A 17,046-nucleotide genomic window follows, 5' to 3' on the forward strand; every position below is an offset into this window, starting at 1 on the left:
AGCGGGGAGGGAGCGCCGCGCGGCGCGCTCTTCGACGCATCCGACCCGGCGTCCCTCTTCCCCTCTCCCGCGGAGCGGGGGAGGGACAGGGAGGGGCGCTCACCGCTGCTGCGCCGACCAGGACCTCCCGTACTCGCCGCCCGGCGCGCCGCCGTGGGTGTGCACGTAAAAGAGGAAGGCCCCCGAGAGCGCCAGGTAGAGCGCGCAGGTGGCGACGAGGAGCCTCCGGCCGAGCGCGTGCCAGAGCGCGAGCCGGGCGAACCAGAGGTAGGTGAGCGGGAACGCGACGAGGAGGTAGTGCGGCCGGAACTTGATGCCGGCGAGGGTGATGGCGAGCCCCATCACCACGAAGGCGCCGTTCTGCGCGAGCGACGAGGTGGAGGCGGAGAGGAGCCGCCCCCGCAGGCTCGCCCCGCGCAGGAGCCCGCGCGCGCCGAGGAGGAGCGCCGCCACCGCCACGGTGAGGAGCGCCGCCTGCGCCGCGGCCGCGCCGTAGGTGGGCCACCCGAGCAGCCGCGGCCCGGCGAGGAAGCGCAGGTAGTCGCCCCGCAGCGTGTAGCGGAGCTGCAGGCCGCCGAGGTCGAGGAGCCAGTCGCGCCAGAAGCCGAGCTCCTGCGCGTTGGCGAGCTGGCGCGCCGGCGCGCCGCCCGGCGCGAGCAGGGCCGCGCGGGCCCAGGGCACGAGCGGCAGCGCGCCCAGGACCGAGCCCGCGAGCCACGCGCCCCACCGGACCGGCCGCTTCTCCTCGGCGCGGCGGCCGCGGTCGAGGAGCGCCGTCCAGAGCGCGATCCCGCCCGCGAAGAAGAAGCCGCTCATGTGGATCTGGCCCAGGCAGGCGCCGAGGAGCCCCCACAGGAAGGCGCCCGCCAGCGTGCGCCGCCAGGCGAAGGCGGCCAGGAAGGCGAGGGTGGGCAGGGGCAGCACCGACTGCGCCCAGATCTTGCGCTGGAGCAGCACCGCGCCCGGGTTGAGCGCGCCGAGCGTCGCCGCCCAGGCCCAGCCCTCCTGCTCCTCGCGCCGCCGGGTCAGGGCGAAGGCGAGGAGCCCCACGAGAGCGGCGGCGTCGAGGACCATCACGGCGCGCCCGAGGTCCACCGGCGTGCGCACGTGGAAGAGCCGGTGGAGCGCGCCGAAGACCCAGACGCTCATGCCCGGGTTGCGCGTGCCGACGCCGGAGCCGAGCCCCACCCACGGGAGCGGGCCGCCGTGGGCGAGGTCGGAGGCGAGCGCGTACATCGCCTGCTCGTCGCCCTTCCACTCCATGTCCTGCGGCCAGGCGAGCCGGAGCGCCGCGCCGGCCAGCACCGCGGCGGTCGCGAAGGGCAGGAGCCAGCGGGGAGCGGGAGAGGCGGCGGCCATGGGCGGGGGAGCCTACCACCGAGCGGGCCGGGGACCTCGAATTCGCCCCGGGCCGGGCGGGGCCCGGCTCACCCCCGCCGCGCCGGGCCCACGATCCCGGTCGGCGAGAGCGAGAGCGCCTCGCCCTTCACCCGCCCGAGGAGCCGGAGCAGCCCGTCGAGCAGCGTGATCGGGTGCGGCGGGCAGCCCGGGATGAACAGGTCCACCGGCACGCCCGGGAGCGCCTCGGCGGCGCCGCCCGCGACCGAGCCGCCCTGGAACGGCCCGCCGGAGATGGCGCAGGCGCCGACCGCCACCAGGATCTTCGGCGACGGGGTCGCCTCCCAGGTCCGGCGCAGCGCCTCGCGCATGTGATCCGACACCGGCCCGGTCACCACCACCCCGTCGGCGTGGCGCGGCGAGGCGACGAACTGGACGCCGAAGCGGGAGAAGTCGAACTGGACGTTGCCGGTGGCGTTGAGCTCCGCCTCGCAGGCGTTGCAGCCGCCCGCCGAGACCTGCCGCAGCCGCAGCGAGCGGCCGAGGAGCCCGCGGAGCTCGGCCCCGAGGGCCTCGGCGAGGAGCGGCCGGTCGCCGGAGACGACCAGCGCCTCGCGGTCGCGGGCCGCGAGCCGGTAGTCGCGGGTGAACCGCACCGCGCCGGTGGGGCAGGCCTCCTCGCAGCCGGGGCAGAAGGTGCAGCGCCCGAGGTCGAGCGCCATGCCGGCCTCGCCGGGGCGGAGCACCGCGTCCACCGGGCAGGCGTCGGCGCAGGCGCGGCAGCCGGCCTCGCAGCGGTCCGGGTCGAGCGCCGGCCGGCCGCGGAACCGCTCCGGGAAGCGGGCCGGGCCCTCCGGGTAGGCGACCGTCTGCCGGCCGAGCCGGGCGCGCAGGCGCAGCAGATCGATCACAGGTCGTGCCCCGCGTAGGAGAGGTTGAAGCTCTTGTTGCAGAGCGGGAAGTCGGAGATCTGCTCGCCGCGGAGCGCCAGCGCGAGCCCGGCCCAGTCGTGGAACGACGGGTCCACCACGGCGTAGCGGGCGAAGCGGCCGCCCTCGCCGGCGGTGACCACGTGGGCGAGCTCGCCGCGCCAGCCCTCCACGAGCGCCACCGCGAGGTGGCCCGGCGCGGGCGGCGGGCAGGTGACGCGCGCCGGTCCCTCCGGGAGGAGCTGCAGGGTGCGGTCCACGAACTGGGCGCTCCGCTCGGCCTCCAGCAGCCGCACCAGCGCCCGGGCGTAGACGTCGCCCGAGTCGGCGCTCGCCACCGGCGGCCGGTCCTGCCGGTAGTGGCCGGCCGGGTGGTCGCGGCGCACGTCGCGGCCGGCGCCGCAGGCCCGCGCGCAGGGGCCGACCAGCCCGAGCTCGTCGCAGAGCGCCCGCGTGAGCGCCCCGGTGCCGTCGGTCCGGTTGCGCGCCGAGGGCGAGCGGAAGAGGAGGCCCGCCGCCTCGCGCACCTTGGCGAAGGCGCCGGAGAGCCGGTCGGCGAGCCGCGCCGTCTCCGCCGGGTCGAGGTCGAAGCGGACGCCGCCCGGGGCGAGGAGCCCCTTGCCGAAGCGGTTGCCGCAGAGCTCGGCGAGCGCGTTCAGGAACTCGGCGCGGAGCGCGCCCAGGTAGGAGGCCGAGGGGAGGAAGCCGACGTCGCCGGCGATGGCGCCGAGGTCGCCGACGTGGTTCGCGAGCCGCTCGAGCTCGAGCCCGACCGCCCGGAGCGCCTGCGCGCGCGGCGGGGCCTCGATGCCGGCGAGCGCCTCGACCGCGCTCACGTGCGCGAGGGCGTGGCCCACCGCGGTGTCCCCGGCGATCGACTCGGCGAGGGCGAGCGCCCGCGGCCCGCGCGCCGCCTCGAGGAGCCGCTCCACCTCGCGCCGCTGGTACCCGAGCTGGATCTCGAGGTGGAACACGTGCTCGCCGTGGCACTGGAACCGGAAGTGGCCGGGCTCGATGATCCCGGCGTGGACCGGGCCCACCGCCACCTCGTGCAGCTCCGGCCCCTGCATGGCCCAGCGCGGGGCGCCGTCCGCGAGCGCGCCGCGGACCGGCTTCATCCAGGGGTGCCCCTCGGGCCGCACCCCGTGCTCCTCGAAGAGGGCCCGCTCGAACCGCTCCACCTGCGGGAAGTCGCGGGCGAGCGACGGGAGCGCGTCGCCGGGGAGCGTGGCGGCGAGGCCGAGCCGGCCGGCGGCGTCGTCGGCGAGGAGCGCCGTGAGCCGGACCTGGCCGCCGGCGTCGCGCTCGCCCACGTAGGCCGCGAGCCGGCCGCCCGCCTCGAGGGTCTCGCCGAGGAGCAGCTGGAACCCGGCCGGCGGCAGCACCGGGATCTCGGAGAGCGGCACCACCGCGCCGTTGCGGACCGGGAGGAGGCGGTCGCTCACGGCCGGCCCCCCACGGTGGCGGAGGCGGCGGCGAAGAGGTCCCGCAAGGACGGCGGGAGCCAGAGCCCGAGCACGAGCGAGGCGGCGAGGAGCGCCAGCGGCGGCGCGGCGTTCCCCCAGCCGTCGGCCTGGCCCGGCCGCTCCGGGCAGCCCTCCGGGTCGCCCTGCACCACGCCGAGGACGATGGACCCCATGCCGACGAAGATCACGGCGGTGAAGGCGAGGAAGAGCGCGCCGGCCACGGCGTGGCCGGAGCCGAAGGCGCCCTGCAGGATGGCGAGCTCGCTGAAGAAGGGGCCGAACGGCGGCGCGCCGGTGACGGCGAAGAAGCCGGCCAGGAAGAGCGGCCCGGAGAGCGGCAGCCGGCGCAGCGCGCCGCGCACCTCGTCCACCCGCTTCGTGCCGTAGGAGCGGTGGATGGAGCCGGCGGCGAGGAAGAGCACGCCCTTCACGAGGCCGTTGTTGAGCGCGTGGAAGAACGCGCCCGCCCCGGCCGCGCCGCCCACGCCGAGCCCCACGGCGAGGATGCCCATGTGCTCCACCGAGGAGTAGGCCAGCATCCGCTTGTAGTCGCGCTGCCCCACGATGAAGACGCACGCCAGCGCCATCGAGAGCAGCCCCATCACGAGCAGCGCCTGCCGCGAGAAGTCCCCCTCGCCGGCCGCGCCGCAGACCTGGAGCACGCGCGCCAGCGCCAGGAAGGCGGCGCTGGTGACGCCGCCGGAGAGGAGCGCGCCGAGGAGGCCCGGGGCCTCGCCGTAGGCGTCGGGCTTCCAGGAGTGGAGCGGGGCGAGCCCCATCTTCGTGCCGTAGCCGACGAGCAGGAAGACGAAGGCGGCGCGCACCCAGGGGCGCGAGAGGGCCGGGCCGGCGGCGACCAGCTCCCGCAGCACCAGCGAGCGGGGGCCGCCGGGCGCGGCGCTCGCGAGCGCGAGGAAGAAGGTGCCGAGGAGCGCCAGCGCCACGCCGAGCGAGCAGACGAGGAGGTACTTCCAGGCGGCCTCGAGCGAGCGGGCGTCGCGGTCGAAGTAGATGAGCGGCGCCGTGGTGAGGGTGGTCACCTCGATGGCCACCCAGAGGAGCCCGAGGTGCTGCGAGAGCGCCACCACCGAGAGCGCCGCCAGCAGCACCAGGAGGCCGCCCACGAAGACCCGGTTCTCCCGGTCCTCGCGCAGGCGCAGGTAGCGCTGGGCGTAGGCGGCCGAGGCGAGGAACAGGGCCGAGACGGTGGCGAGCACCACCTTGCCGGGCGCGTCGAGCTCGAGCCAGCCCGGGATCGCCTCGCCGGGATCCGCGAAGAGCCAGGCGACGCCGGCCGCGTGCCCCACCGCCCCCGCGAGCAGCAGCAGCGGCCGCGCCCGGCGCGAGGGGAGCGCGAAGGCGAGGGCGCCGAGGAGCAGCGGGAAGAGGACGACGAGGAGCATCGCGCTCAGTCTCGCAGGGCCGAGAGCTTCTCGGTGTCCATCGAGGAGAATGTCCGGTGGATGTGGAAGATGACGATGCCCATCACGAACACCGCCGCGAAGAGGTCGAGGAGCACGCCCGCCTCGACCATCCAGGGCATGAAGTCGCTGAGGAGCAGGCCGAAGACGAAGACGCCGTTCTCGAGCACCAGGAACCCGAGCACCTGCGAGACCGCCTTCTTCCGGCTCACCACCAGCAGCATCCCGGTCCAGACGGTGGAGAGCGAGGTGGCGACGAGGTAGGGGTGGCGCTCCGGCGTGGGGAGCGGGAGGGTGGCGGAGAAGGCGAAGGCCAGCATCACGCCGAGCCCGCCGAGCACGAGCGACGGCACGTACCCGACCACCGGCTCCACCTCGCGCGACACCGAGGCCTCGCGCATGGCCCAGCCGAGCATCCAGGGGATGGCGATCCCCTTCACGAGGAGCGCGCCCAGCGAGAGCGCGAGCACATGGAGGACGTGCAGCTCCTGCGGCGCGAGGAGGAGCGGCAAGAGCGCCAGCAGCGCCCCCTGCGCCGCCACCGCGCGGATGGCCGCCTTGAGCCGCGACGAGGCGAGCACGAAGAAGTCGATCATCACCACCAGGATGAAGACCGTCTCGGCGATGGTGGCCAGGCGGAGCGCGCTCATCGGACCAGGAGGACGAAGGCGAAGAGGGAGAGGACGCCGGCGCCGACGAGGAGCTGCGGCACCCGGGCGAGCCGCAGGCGGGCCATGGTGGACTCGACGAGCCCGACCGCGATGGCGAAGAGCGCGAGCCCGACGAGGAGCGACAGGCTGCCCCCGAGGAGCCCCTGGCCGCCGCCGCCGAGCAGCAGCCGCGCGAGGAGCGCGCCGAAGACGTAGAGCTTCACCGCCGCGCCGTAGAGCACGAGCGCGAGGTCCGGGCCGGAGTGGTCGAGCACCATGACCTCGTGGATCATGGTGAGCTCGAGGTGGGTGGTGGGGTCGTCCACCGGGATGCGCGAGTTCTCGGCGAGCGCCACCACGAAGAGGGCCACCGCGCAGAGGAGGAGCGCCGGGGCCCAGAGCGCCCAGGCCGGCCCGAGCGCCGGGCCGAGCATCGCCGACAGCGAGAGCTCGCCGGTGGCGCGCGAGAGCGTGAGCAGGCAGAGGAAGAGCGCCGGCTCGGCCAGGCTCGCGAAGGTCACCTCGCGGGCGGCGCCCATGCCCTCGAAGGCGGAGCCGGTGTCGAGGGCCGAGAGCACGGTGCAGAACCGGCCGGCGGCGAGGAGCCCGGCCAGCAGGAACAGGTCCCCGCGGAACGCGAGGAGGGCGGGCGACCCCGGGCCGGGGACGAGCAGCCCGGCGGCGAGCGCCCCGGCGGCGGCCACCACCGGGCCGAGGTGGAACGCGGCGCCGGCGGTGGTGCTCTTCACCTCGCCCTTGCGGCAGAGCCGCGCCAGGTCGGAGTAGAGCTGCAGGAGCGGCGGCCCCTTCCGGCCGGCCACGCGGGCCTTCACGCGGGAGACGATGCCGGGGAGGAGCGGGGGCACGACGGCGAGCAGCGCGAGCTGCAGCCCGGCGCGGGCGAGGTCGTGGCTCACGGCCGGCTCCGGAGGGCGAGGATCGCGACCAGCACCACCAGCGTGACGAGCGTGTAGAGGAGCTGCAGGTTGAGCTTGCCGGACTGGAGCCCGCGCAGGAGCCGGAAGCGGCGCGCCGCCGCGTGGAAGAGCGGCCCGAACAGCCGCTCCTCGGCCGGATCCTGGACGCGCTGCTCGAAGCGGGCCGCGCCGGGGAAGACGCCCTGCGGCGGCGTCACGCGGGCGCGGGGCTGCAGGAGCCGCGGCGCCACCGTCGAGAGGAGGAGCTGCGCGTAGGAGGAGGCGGTGTACTGCACCCGCGCCGATGGGACGGTGAAGCCGCAGCCCCAGGTCTCGCCCGCGACCTGGCCCTGGCGGCGCACGCGCAGCCGGCGCCACAGCTCGAGCGCGCCGGCGAGGGCCACGAAGGCGAGCACGCCGGCCTGGAGCCCGCCGCCGGCGCGGACCGCCGGGCCGGCCGCGAGGAGGAGCTCCTCGGCGGGGCGGTCGAGGAGCTGCGCCGCCGCGGGGGCGACGAGCCGGAGGGCCGCCCCGGGGAAGAGCCCGAGCGCGAGGCAGCCCGCGCCGAGGGCGAGGAGCGGCCCCCAGGCGGCCGCCCCGGGCGCGTGGGCCGTCCGGGCCGCCTCGCTGCGCGGCTCGCCGAGCAGCGCCACGCCGGCGACGCGGGTGAAGGCGAGCGCGGCGAGGCCGCTCACGAGGGCGAGCGCGGTGAGCGCGAGCCCGGCCCCGAGCGCCGCCGCGCCCGGCGCGTCCACGGCGCCGCGCAGGAGGGCCGAGAAGAGCAGCCACTCCGAGGCGAAGCCGTTCCAGGGGGGCAGGGCCGACAGGGCGGCGCAGGCGGCGAGGAGCAGCCCGCCCACCGCCGGCATGCGGCGCAGGAGCCCGCCCATGGCCTCGAGGTCGCGCGTGCCGGTGGCGTGGACCACCGCGCCCGCCGAGAGGAAGGCGAGCCCCTTCATGAGCGCGTGGTTCCAGACGTGGAACAGCGCGGCGAGGGCGGCGAGGGCGGCCACCGCCGGGGCGCCGAGGGCGCGGGCCGAGAGGGCCGCGCCGAGCCCGGCGGTGACGAGCCCCACGTTCTCGATGGTGGAGCAGGCGAGCGCGCGCTTGAGATCGCGCTGTCCGAGCGCGAGGGTGATGCCGCCGAGCGCGCCCGCGAGCCCGAGGCCGAGGAGCACCGCGCCGTGGCCGGCCGGCGCCGGCGGGAGCAGCGTGACCACCCGCAGGATGCCGTAGAGGCCGGCCTTCACGAGCACGCCCGACATCAGCGCCGACACGTGGCTCGGCGCGGCCGGGTGGGCCTCGGGGAGCCAGAGGTGGAGCGGGGGGAGGCCGGCCTTGACGCCGAACCCGACGAGCGCGAGGCCGAAGGCGAGCGCCGGGGCGACCGCGCCGCCCCGGACCGCGGCGATGGCGTCGAGGTCGAACGAGCCGGCCTCGCGCCCGAGCAGCAGGAAGAGGGCGAAGAGGAAGGCGGCGCCGAGGTGCGAGGCGACGAGGTAGACGAGCCCGGCCCGCCGCACCTGCGCGTCGGCGTGGTCGAACGAGACGAGCAGGAAGGAGCTGACGGCCATCGCCTCCCAGGCCGCGAGCAGGAGCGCGGCGTGCCGCGCTGCGAACACCAGGGCCAGCGCGGCGAGGAACAGGTCGTAGGCGCAGAGGAAGGCGCCGAGGCCGCGCCGGCCCAGGCTCGGCCGCAGGTACCAGGCCCCGAAGAGCGAGGCCGGGATGCCGAGCGCGAAGAGCGGCGCGAGGAAGAGGGCCGCGAGCGGGTCGAGGCGCAGGTGGAACCCGGCGAGCGGCGCGTTCCAGGCGAGCGAGAGGTCGAGCGCCGGGCCGCCCGCCAGCACCCGGAGCGCGGGGAGGAGCCCGGCGGCGCAGCCGAGCGCGGCGGCGGCGGTGGCGGCGGCGAGGGCCAGGCGCGGGCGCGAGGAGAGCGCGACGGCCGCGAGCGCACCCGCGGCGAAGAGGGCCAGGGCCGCCAGGAAGGCGGTCACGCCCGGCGCCTCCGCCGCGCGCGCGACGCCGGGGCGGGCCGTGTGAGGTTCGGCTCCATCGGCCCGGCGGTTCTACGTCTCCCGGGCGGGTGAGCGCAACTTCTCGGGCCGAGGCTGCGGTAGGCTGCGGTCGGAGGCCCGCCGATGTTCGCGCCGATGGTCGTCGCCCCGCTCGCGCTCGCGGCGCTCGCCGCCGCCCCCGCCTGGCAGGTCACCTACGCCGAGTCGGGCGGGCTCGCCGGCCCGCTCTCCGACGCGACCGTCACCGTCACCAGCGCGGGAGAGGTGACGCTGGCGCGGCTGGCGGGCACCTGCGCCGGGCTGAAGGCCGATCCCGCCCGGCTCGCCGCCCTCGCGCGCGCGGTCCGCCGGGCCCGGCCGGGCCGCTGGGCGCCGCGCTACGTCCAGCCCGGGAACCCGCGGGGCTGCTGCGACCTCGTCTCCACCCGGCTCGCCCTGGCGCGGGAGGGGTCGGTGGCCCGCGAGACCGGGTGGTTCGACGACGCCCGGGGGCTCGCCCCGGCGGACGCGCGGGCCGTGGCCGACGCGGCGCGCGCCCTCCTGCGGGCGCACCGGCGCTGCGCCGCTACTCCGCCTCCCCGAGGTCCGCCTCCGACTTCGTCAGCTCCCCCATCACCACCGTCGCGTACGAGCCCCTAGGGAGCTCGAAGCTCGCGCGGTAGCCGCCCTCCATCGGCTCGAGCGACACCTGCACCGGCAGCCGCGCCGCCCGGCGCGTCCCCTCGGCCTCGCCGCCGCCTCGGCGCAGGTCGTCGAGGGTCACGCCCTCCGCGGCGAGGAGCCGCTCCTCGCGCGCGAGCGCCTCGCCCGAGGCCGGGCGCAGCTTGTGGCCGAACATCGGGCCCGCCGGCGAGATCTCGAAGGCCGCCACGCGCGGCGCGTCGGCCGCGGGATCGGCGCAGTCGAACACCCCGCCGGAGTCGAGCTTCTTCATCACGTCGCCCGCGAGCGCCGCGGCGAAGAGGCCGTCGGCGAGCCGCTCCGCGAGCCAGCGGTTGAAGAGCGCCGACTGCCAGGCCGAGAGCGTGAGCCGCCGCAGGAAGCGGTCGCGCGCGGCGCGCCGGGCGCGCGGATCCTCGAGCCGCCCCTGCAGGAGGAGCTTCCCCACCGCGGCGTTGTCCCCGTCGCGCCCGAACCGCTGCGCCCCGAAGAAGTTGGGGAGCCCGCGGGCGGCGAGCCCCTCGGCGCAGGCGGCGGCCCGCGCGAGGTCGCCGCCGCGCACGGCGATGCCGAAGCGGTTGCCGCGGGCGTGGCCCGCCTTGAGCTTGTTCTGGTGGCGCGAGGCCCGGAGCACGCGGTAGCCCTCGCCGGCGAGCCTCTCCGGGTCGGGGTCGCGCGGGCAGGGGAAGGAGAGCCACTGCGTCGTCACCGCCTCGCGGTCCTTCAGGCCGGCGTAGCCGCAGTCGCGCTCCGGCACGCAGAGCGCGCGGGCGATCCCGCGCACCACGTCGGGCGTGGTCCGCCCCCGCTTCTCGACCAGGAGGTAGAGGTGCGGGCCGTCGCCCTGCGGCAGGTAGGCGGGCACCTCGTCCACCCGGAAGTCCTCGGGCGAGCGCTTGATGGCGCCGCCCGAGCCGGGCAGGTCGGCGGTGACGAAGGGGAGGGTCATGGGGTGGCCTTGAGGCTGGCGAGGGCGTCGAAGCGCCGCTTCACCTCGCGCGCCAGGGCCTCGTCGGCCGCGCGCGGGAGCTTCTCGCCCGCCTGGAACAGGTAGAAGAACATGAGCTCGGCGAGCGCGTCGAAGAGGTAGCCGGCCCGGTCGCCGGAGGGCTCGAGCTCGCGCAGCCGCTTCGGGTCGAGCGCCTCGAGGTTGAGGAGCAGCGCGGCCGGCTCGAGCGAGAGGTCGCGGGCCGGCTGGAGCTTCCGGTAGAGCGGCGCGAAGCGGCTCGCCGGGTCGGAGAGGAAGGGGCGGCTGCCGGCCAGGACCGGCTCGATCCCGCCCGCGCCCACCGCGGCGCCGATGACCCGGAAGAGCTCGTTCATCCCCTCGCAGATGGCCCCGAGCCGCTCCGCCGGCGCCTCCGCCGGGCCGGCCAGCGGCTCGGCCGCGGCCTCCACGTAGCCCGCCTCGGCGAGGTGGTAGAGCACCTTGATCGCGTCGAACTCGTTGAGGTGCAGCGCCGCCGCGATCCCCGCGACGCGGGTGCGCCCGTCCACGCGGTCGAGGAGCTGCTGCTCGAGGGGCTTGAGCGCCACCGGGCTGCGCGGCTCGCGCCGGCGCAGGAAGGCCTGCGGCCCCGGGATCCGGGACTGGAAGAGGCTCAGCTCGTCGATGCGCCGGATGGCGTCCATGAGCAGCGCCTGCGTGCTCATCGAGAGCGGGGTGCCGTGCAGGTCGTCCGGCGCCCCGTCGAGCATGACGAAGACGCCCTCGCGCGCCAGGAGCACCGCGTGGAACACCGCCGAGACCTGCTCGTGGAAGCACTTCCAGAGGTCGGCCGAGCTGATGGCGCCGGCCTCGACGAGGTGCTTCCCGAGCGGCCGCCCCGAGCGCATCCCGGCGCGCACCTGCGCCGCGGTGACGTACCCGAGCCGCACCGCCACCTCCCCGATCCGCTCGCCCGGCGCGGCGCTGGTCGCGCCGGTCACCTCGCCGTCCTTGAAGACCATGGCCCGCTCGACCCCGGCGGCCGCCACCTCCAGCCGCCCGGAGAGGCGCGACTGGTGGATGAAGGTGACGAGGTCGGCGATGGGGAACGCGGAGAGGTCGCCGGCGAGGACGCAGCGGGGCGGCGCCACCGCCCCGCCCCCGCCCGGCGAGCGCCGCGCCACCAGCAGGTCGGGCGCGCTCGGCAGGAGCAGGAACCGCCCGGCCCGGTCGGCGAGGGCGCGGCGCGCGAGGTCGTCCCCCGGCGCGACGCGCCCGTGCGCGTCCACGTCGAGGGTCAAGGGCGCGCTCGGGGCGGGGCGGTCGCTCACGGGGAGCCCTGGCGGCGCGGGGTCGTCAGTCGTGCTGCCAGCCGCCGTGCTTGTGCCACTCCTCCTCGTCCTGCAGCGTGAACTCGAGGGTGGCGGGGGAGTAGTCCGGCAGCGTGTAGCGGCGGCCGTTCAGGAACAGGGTCGGGGTGCCGGTCAGGCCGGCGGCGGTCGCCTCGGCCTTCGAGCCCTCCACCTTCGCCTTGTAGCGGTTCGCCTGCAGCGCCTTGAGCAGGTCGCCGGGGTCGCCGCCCAGCTGCCGCGCGTAGGTGGAGAGGTCCTGGTCCTTGAGGTCGTGCGGGTGGGTGAAGAGCGCGTCGTGCATGGGCCAGAAGAAGCCCTTCTCGCGCGCCCACTCGCCGGCCTGGGCCGCCTCCATCGACCGCGGGTGCATGGGGAGCGGGAACGGCTTGTAGAAGAGCCGCACCCGGTCGCGCCGCTGGTCCACGAAGTCCTCGAGCTGGGGCCGGAGGAGCTGGCAGTACGGGCAGGTGAAGTCGGAGAACTCGACGATGGTGATGGGGGCGCTCGCCTTGCCCTGCGGCGGCCCGAAGTCCTTCACGTCGAGCTTCGCCCGCTTGTTCTTCTCGAAGCTCGCGTAGTACTCGGAGAGCGCCTTCGAGATGTCGGGCGCGCGCAGGCCGCCGGCGGCGAGCCGCGCCGCCACCGCGGCCATCCGCGGGGCGTGGTGGCAGCCCTTGTGCTCCTTCAGGCAGCCCATGAGCGTGTGCGGGCAGCCGCAGTAGCAGTACTGCCCCGAGAGGGCCTTGGTGAGCTCCTCGCGCTGGGCCGGGGTCAGCCGCTCGAGCGGCAGCTCGGGGAGCAGCTGCGACAGGTCGGGCGCGGCCGCGGCGCGGGCGCGGGTCGGGCGCACCGCGGCGAGGAGGGCGAGGGCGCTCGCGAGGGCGAGGGCGGGGAGGGCGATCTTCTTCATGGGTGGTGCCGTCCGGCTGTGTCGGAGGAGGGGTTGGATTGTAGGGGGCGGGCCGCTCGTTTAGAAGGGGATCGTGGATCGGGAACGGCGGGACCTCGAGGGCGGGGCGGTGCGCAAGGAGCGCGGCGGCAGGCTGCGCGTGGCGCTCGTGTACCCGAACGCCTACCGCCTGGGCATGGCCAACCTGGGCCTGCACGCCGTCTACCGGATCCTGAACGATCAGCCGGAGGCGCTCTGCGAGCGGGTCTTCCTCCCCGAGTCGCCCGGCGAGCCGCCCCGCAGCGAGGAGTCGGGGCTCGCCCTGGCCGACTTCGACGTGGTGGCGTTCTCGCTCTCCTTCGAGGACGACTACGTGCACGTGGTCGAGCTGCTGCTGCGGGCCGGGCTGCCCGTGCGGGCGGCCGACCGGCGGGGCGGCGAGCCGCTGGTGGTGGCCGGCGGCATCGCCGTGCAGATCAACCCCGAGCCGGTGGCGCCGTTCTTCGACGCCTTCCTGGTCGGCGAGGCCGAGGAGCTGGCGGCGCCGTTCGTCGCCCGCGTCCGCGCGCTCGCCGGTCGGGAGCTCTCGCGCGAGGAGCTCCTCGCCGGGCTCGCCTCCCTGCCGGGCGCCTACGTCCCGTCGCTCTACGACGTGGAGTACGCCGACACGCGCTCCGGCGGCCCGGGCTGGGTGACCCGCTTCGCGCCGAGGGAGGGCGCGCCGGAGCGGACCCGGCGCCTGTACGTCGCCGACCTGCGCGGCCGGCCCACCTCGCGCGTGCTCGACTCCCCCGACGCCCAGTTCGGGGACCTGTTCCTCACCGAGGTGGCGCGGGGCTGCCTCTGGGGCTGCCGCTTCTGCGCCGCCGGGTTCGTGCAGCGCCCCTACCGCGAGGTGGATCTCGAGACCCTGCGGGCCGAGGCGCGCAAGGGGATGGAGCGGGGGCTGCGCGTCGGCCTCGTGGGCCCCGACACGAGCGACCACACCGGGCTCGACCCGCTCACCTGCTTCATCGGCGAGGGCGGCGGCACCTTCAGCCCCTCGTCGCTGCGCGTGGACGCCATCACCCCCGCGCTGTCGCGCCGCATGGCGGAGGGCGGCGAGCGCTCCATCACCATCGCCCCGGAGGCCGGGACCGAGCGGATGCGGCGGGTCATCAACAAGGACTTCCCCGACGACCTGGTGGTGCGGGCGGCGGAGAACGCCCTCTCGCAGGGCATGGCCCACGTGAAGATGTACTTCATGTGCGGGCTCCCCACCGAGACCGAGGACGACGTGCTCGGGATGGCCCGCCTCGCGCTGCGGATCCGCGACGAGGTGATGATGCGCTACGCGAAGGAGCGCGGGCGCATGGGGCGCATCACGCTCTCGGTGAACCCCTTCGTCCCGAAGCCCTGGACGCCGTTCCAGTGGGCGCCCATGTGCGAGGAGAAGCGGCTCAAGGAGAAGCGGCGGCTGCTCGAGAAGACGCTCCGGCCCCGCGGCGTGGACGTGGACTTCCTCTCGCCGCGCGAGGCGACGCTCCAGTCGCTCCTCTCGCGCGGCGACCGCCGGGTGGCCGACCTCCTCGAGGCGGCGGCCCGCGACCACGGCGGCGACGTGCGCAAGGCGCTGCCGGCCTGGCCGCACGACCCCGCGTGGTTCGCCGGCCGCGAGATCCCGGTCGAGGACCGGCTCCCCTGGGACTTCATCGACCAGGGGCTCGAGAAGCGCTTCCTGGCGCGCGAGTACCGGCGCGGCGTCGGGGCGAAGATCACGCCCAAGTGCCACGTCGAGACCTGCCGCGCCTGCGGGCTCGACTGCGCCGGGCACCCGGAGCTGCGGCCCGGGCTGCCGGTGCTGCAGGGCTAGAAAAGAAGAGGGCCGGCGCGGCGGCCGGCCCTCCTCGGACGCATCGGGCTGGCGCGCCCTCTAGTTGACCGTGCCGTTCAGCGGGAAGAACTCGTAGATCCCGTCGACGGTGATCTTGAGGTCCACCGTCTCTCCGCCGGCCTTCGCGCCGGTCACGAGCACCGGGATGACGTCGCCGGTGCTGAAGCCGCTCACGGTCGAGACCCGGTAGCAGGGCGAGGTCTGGCACGTGGCGGAGCAGCCGGCCAGCGTCGTCGGGGCCTCGGTCGAGCAGTAGAGCTGGCTGAAGCCCATGCCCAGGCTGTCCACGAAGGTGATCGGGCCGTTCACGATGGTCGCGCTGGCGTTCTGCATCACGGAGGAGACCGCGAAGCTGGCGCCGGAGGTGAGGATGTTCAGGTTCGGGTCGAGCAGCGTGGCGCTCACCAGCTTCGAGGTGGCCGGGGAGGCCGCCACGCTGAAGGTCGCGGCCGACCAGGTGGAGACCCCGAGGTCGGGCAGGCCGGTGTAGAGCACCCGCGTCTCGGCCCAGATGGTCGTGTCGGCGTCCCACTTGCCGTTCGGCCCGTCGTAGAGCCCGTTGCCGTTCACGTCGATGTACGGCTCGTTGGCGTCGTGCACGCCGTTGTCGTTCTCGTCGAGGTAGGGCTCGCCCTGATCGACGAACGGCTCGCCCTGGTCCCAGATGCCGTTGCCGTTCAGGTCCACGAAGCCCTCCTCGCCCTTCACGGCGACGAGGATGGTGACGAGGCCGTCGCGCGGGTTCCGCGTGCTCACGCCGCAGGCGTCGGGCGCCGCGAGCGCGTGGCTCGGCTCGCCGGTGAAGGGCTCCACGTCGAGCGGGAGCCCGTAGCCGCCCACCAGGACCGTGTTCTTGGCGAAGCCGAGCGTCGAGGTCTGGTCGGTGCCCTTCGACGGGTCGTAGGCGGTGGTGGTGACCGGCTGGCCGGCCGCCCCGGCCTCGCTCCGGAAGGTGGCGAGGGTCGGCACGCCGAGCACGTTGCCGAACCGGTCGGCGAAGTAGGCGGTGCAGGTCACGTCCTGCTTGGCGTAGAAGGTCTGGGTGCAGTTGGTGTCCATGAGCGCCGGGAGGTTCTTCGGCGTGCAGTCGATCGACACCTGCGCGCCGCTCGCCTTGGCGCCCACCACCGCCAGGTTCTGGATCACGTAGCTGCGCTGGAGCCCGCCCGCGGTGGCGGTCACCTTGATCGCGACCGGCCCGGCGACGGTGCCGGAGTAGAGGTTCACCGCGGCGAGGCCGTCCGAGTCGGCCTTGCCGGTCTTGGTGGAGGCGGTCGCGCCGAGGTAGCCGAGGCAGTGGGTGGCGGCGGTGCAGGTGGAGGTGTCGGCCGTGAAGGGCTTCGAGATCTCCGACCCGCCGAGCTGCTGGTGCTCGAAGCGCACCGCCAGGCCGTCGGGGTAGGGCTGCTGGTTGGTGTCGAGGAGCAGGACCGAGATCGGGATCTGCTCGTTGAAGCCCGAGTACTTGGCGCCCAGGACCGGCGCGGTCACCGGGACCACCGTGATCGAGCCGAGGAGTGGCATGGCGACCGTGGCCGTCATCGAGACGAGCGGCGCCTGCGCGACCGTGCCGGTGATGGTGGCGATGCCGCCGTTCTCGTCGGAGGTGAGGAGCACGGTGGCCTTGCCGGTGGAGTCGGTCTGCACCGACGGGGCCGACAGCGTGCCGAGCGTGGTCGAGAGGTTCACGGTGGCGTTGGCGGCCGCGCTGCCCGACTTCGAGACCGAGAGGGTCACGAGCGTGCTCGCCTTGCCGTCGGCCGGGATGCGGGCGCGGGCGGGGGTGATGGAGAGGCCGTAGCCCGAGCCCATGTCCACGCACTTCTGGCTCTGGCAGCGGAAGGTGGGCGAGCCGGCCTTGCAGGCCTGGCCGTCGCAGGCGCTGTCGAGGCAGTCGATGGTGCCGTTGCAGTCGTTGTCCAGGCCGTCCTGGCAGTTGGTCTCGGAGGAGGCGGTGGGGGCGCAGACCGGCGCGACGCAGGTGAGCGCCTGGCAGGTGCCGGCGACCCCGCCGGCGGTCACGCAGGCCTTGCTGTCGCAGGCCGAGTCCTGGCAGTCCACGAGCCCGTCGCCGTTGTCGTCCACGCCGTTGTTGCAGACCTCGGCGCCGAGGAAGGAGACCTGTGCCGAGGCGGTGCGGAGCGCGGCGTCGGTGGCGGTGATGGTCGCCGTGCCCTGGCAGCTCGCGTCGAGCGTCGCGTCACAGGTGGTCAGCACCGCGTCGGACGCCGGGCCCTGCACCGCGGTGGTGCGCGTCCCCTCCTGGAAGGTGCCGCGCGTGGTGGTGAGCGCCACCGCGCCCGCGGCGGCGTTCGCCACGTGGACGGTGACGGTCTTCGTGCCGTCGGCCATGACGGTCGCGGCCGAGACGGTCACCGCGAGCGGCTGCGACGGGACGCTCGTCGTCTTGCTCCCCGAGCAGGCGGCGCCCGCGAGCAGGGCCAAGGCAACTGCGAGGATGCGGCGGATGGACATGGCGTGACCTCGGAAGGGGAGCCCCCGAAGTATCCGGGACACACAGGAGGGGGTCAAGTTGGCGGAGGTCCGCCTACACGCCCCGGGTCCGGGCCGCGCCGCCGCCGAGGTGCTCGCGTCGGCCCGGCGG

13 protein-coding genes are annotated in these 17,046 nt (G+C 75.6%); 2 read left to right on the forward strand and 11 right to left on the reverse strand.

All coding sequences use genetic code 11. From position 1 onward, the window contains the following. Positions 1 to 99: 99 nt before the first annotated feature. The 7 genes from AMPC_RS17975 to AMPC_RS18005 all read right to left on the reverse strand — a co-directional run bounded on the left by AMPC_RS17975 (position 100) and on the right by AMPC_RS18005 (position 8,718). A complete protein-coding gene (locus AMPC_RS17975) occupies positions 100 to 1,359 on the reverse strand; it encodes a hypothetical protein (RefSeq protein ID WP_248342886.1) in 1,260 nt (419 codons plus the stop codon). 68 nt (positions 1,360 to 1,427) lie between these two features. Next, entirely contained in the window at positions 1,428 to 2,249 is an 822-nt protein-coding gene (locus AMPC_RS17980) for an NADH-quinone oxidoreductase subunit B family protein (protein ID WP_248342887.1), read from the reverse strand. Further along, positions 2,246 to 3,712 (reverse strand): hydrogenase large subunit, encoded by a 1,467-nt coding sequence (locus tag AMPC_RS17985; protein WP_248342889.1) that lies wholly within the window; start codon positions 3,710 to 3,712, stop codon positions 2,246 to 2,248. The genes AMPC_RS17980 and AMPC_RS17985 overlap by 4 nt, the downstream gene beginning before the upstream one ends. Further along, positions 3,709 to 5,136 carry a proton-conducting transporter transmembrane domain-containing protein gene (locus tag AMPC_RS17990; RefSeq protein WP_248342890.1) on the reverse strand — a complete coding sequence of 476 codons (1,428 nt, stop codon included), beginning with the start codon at positions 5,134 to 5,136 and terminating at the stop codon, positions 3,709 to 3,711. The genes AMPC_RS17985 and AMPC_RS17990 overlap by 4 nt, the downstream gene beginning before the upstream one ends. A gap of 5 nt (positions 5,137 to 5,141) precedes the next feature. Next, positions 5,142 to 5,804: an NADH-quinone oxidoreductase subunit K gene (locus tag AMPC_RS17995; protein WP_248342891.1), complete on the reverse strand. Its 663-nt coding sequence runs from the start codon at positions 5,802 to 5,804 to the stop codon at positions 5,142 to 5,144. Next, the gene (locus tag AMPC_RS18000) at positions 5,801 to 6,721 is read right to left on the reverse strand and encodes a respiratory chain complex I subunit 1 family protein (protein WP_248342892.1); all 921 of its coding nucleotides are present in this window, start codon (positions 6,719 to 6,721) and stop codon (positions 5,801 to 5,803) included. The genes AMPC_RS17995 and AMPC_RS18000 overlap by 4 nt, the downstream gene beginning before the upstream one ends. Continuing rightward, the gene (locus tag AMPC_RS18005) at positions 6,718 to 8,718 is read right to left on the reverse strand and encodes a proton-conducting transporter transmembrane domain-containing protein (RefSeq protein WP_248342893.1); all 2,001 of its coding nucleotides are present in this window, start codon (positions 8,716 to 8,718) and stop codon (positions 6,718 to 6,720) included. The genes AMPC_RS18000 and AMPC_RS18005 overlap by 4 nt, the downstream gene beginning before the upstream one ends. Before the next feature lie 144 nt (positions 8,719 to 8,862). Between AMPC_RS18005 and AMPC_RS18010 the strand changes: the two genes are divergently transcribed. Beyond that, the gene (locus tag AMPC_RS18010; RefSeq protein ID WP_248342894.1) at positions 8,863 to 9,378 is read left to right on the forward strand and encodes a hypothetical protein; all 516 of its coding nucleotides are present in this window, start codon (positions 8,863 to 8,865) and stop codon (positions 9,376 to 9,378) included. On the opposite strand, the gene truD is transcribed toward AMPC_RS18010, so the two are convergent. The 3 genes from truD to AMPC_RS18025 are packed head-to-tail and all read right to left on the reverse strand — an operon-like array spanning position 9,305 to position 12,589. Further along, the gene (gene truD / locus AMPC_RS18015) at positions 9,305 to 10,348 is read right to left on the reverse strand and encodes a tRNA pseudouridine(13) synthase TruD (RefSeq protein WP_248342895.1); all 1,044 of its coding nucleotides are present in this window, start codon (positions 10,346 to 10,348) and stop codon (positions 9,305 to 9,307) included. The genes AMPC_RS18010 and truD overlap by 74 nt on opposite strands. After that, entirely contained in the window at positions 10,345 to 11,658 is a 1,314-nt protein-coding gene (locus AMPC_RS18020; RefSeq protein WP_248342897.1) for a DUF4388 domain-containing protein, read from the reverse strand. Before AMPC_RS18020 ends, truD begins: the two co-directional genes overlap by 4 nt. A gap of 25 nt (positions 11,659 to 11,683) precedes the next feature. Next, entirely contained in the window at positions 11,684 to 12,589 is a 906-nt protein-coding gene (locus AMPC_RS18025) for a DsbA family protein (protein WP_248342900.1), read from the reverse strand. Between the two features lie 73 nt (positions 12,590 to 12,662). Here AMPC_RS18025 and AMPC_RS18030 point away from each other — a divergent pair, with 73 nt between their 5' ends. Beyond that, positions 12,663 to 14,420 carry a radical SAM protein gene (locus tag AMPC_RS18030; RefSeq protein WP_248342902.1) on the forward strand — a complete coding sequence of 586 codons (1,758 nt, stop codon included), beginning with the start codon at positions 12,663 to 12,665 and terminating at the stop codon, positions 14,418 to 14,420. Between the two features lie 60 nt (positions 14,421 to 14,480). On the opposite strand, the gene AMPC_RS18035 is transcribed toward AMPC_RS18030, so the two are convergent. Then, positions 14,481 to 16,916, reverse strand: a complete 2,436-nt coding sequence (locus AMPC_RS18035; protein ID WP_248342904.1) for an Ig-like domain-containing protein — start codon at positions 16,914 to 16,916, stop codon at positions 14,481 to 14,483. Positions 16,917 to 17,046 lie beyond the last annotated feature (130 nt).

This window comes from Anaeromyxobacter paludicola, assembly GCF_023169965.1.
Lineage (GTDB): Bacteria > Myxococcota > Myxococcia > Myxococcales > Anaeromyxobacteraceae > Anaeromyxobacter_B > Anaeromyxobacter_B paludicola.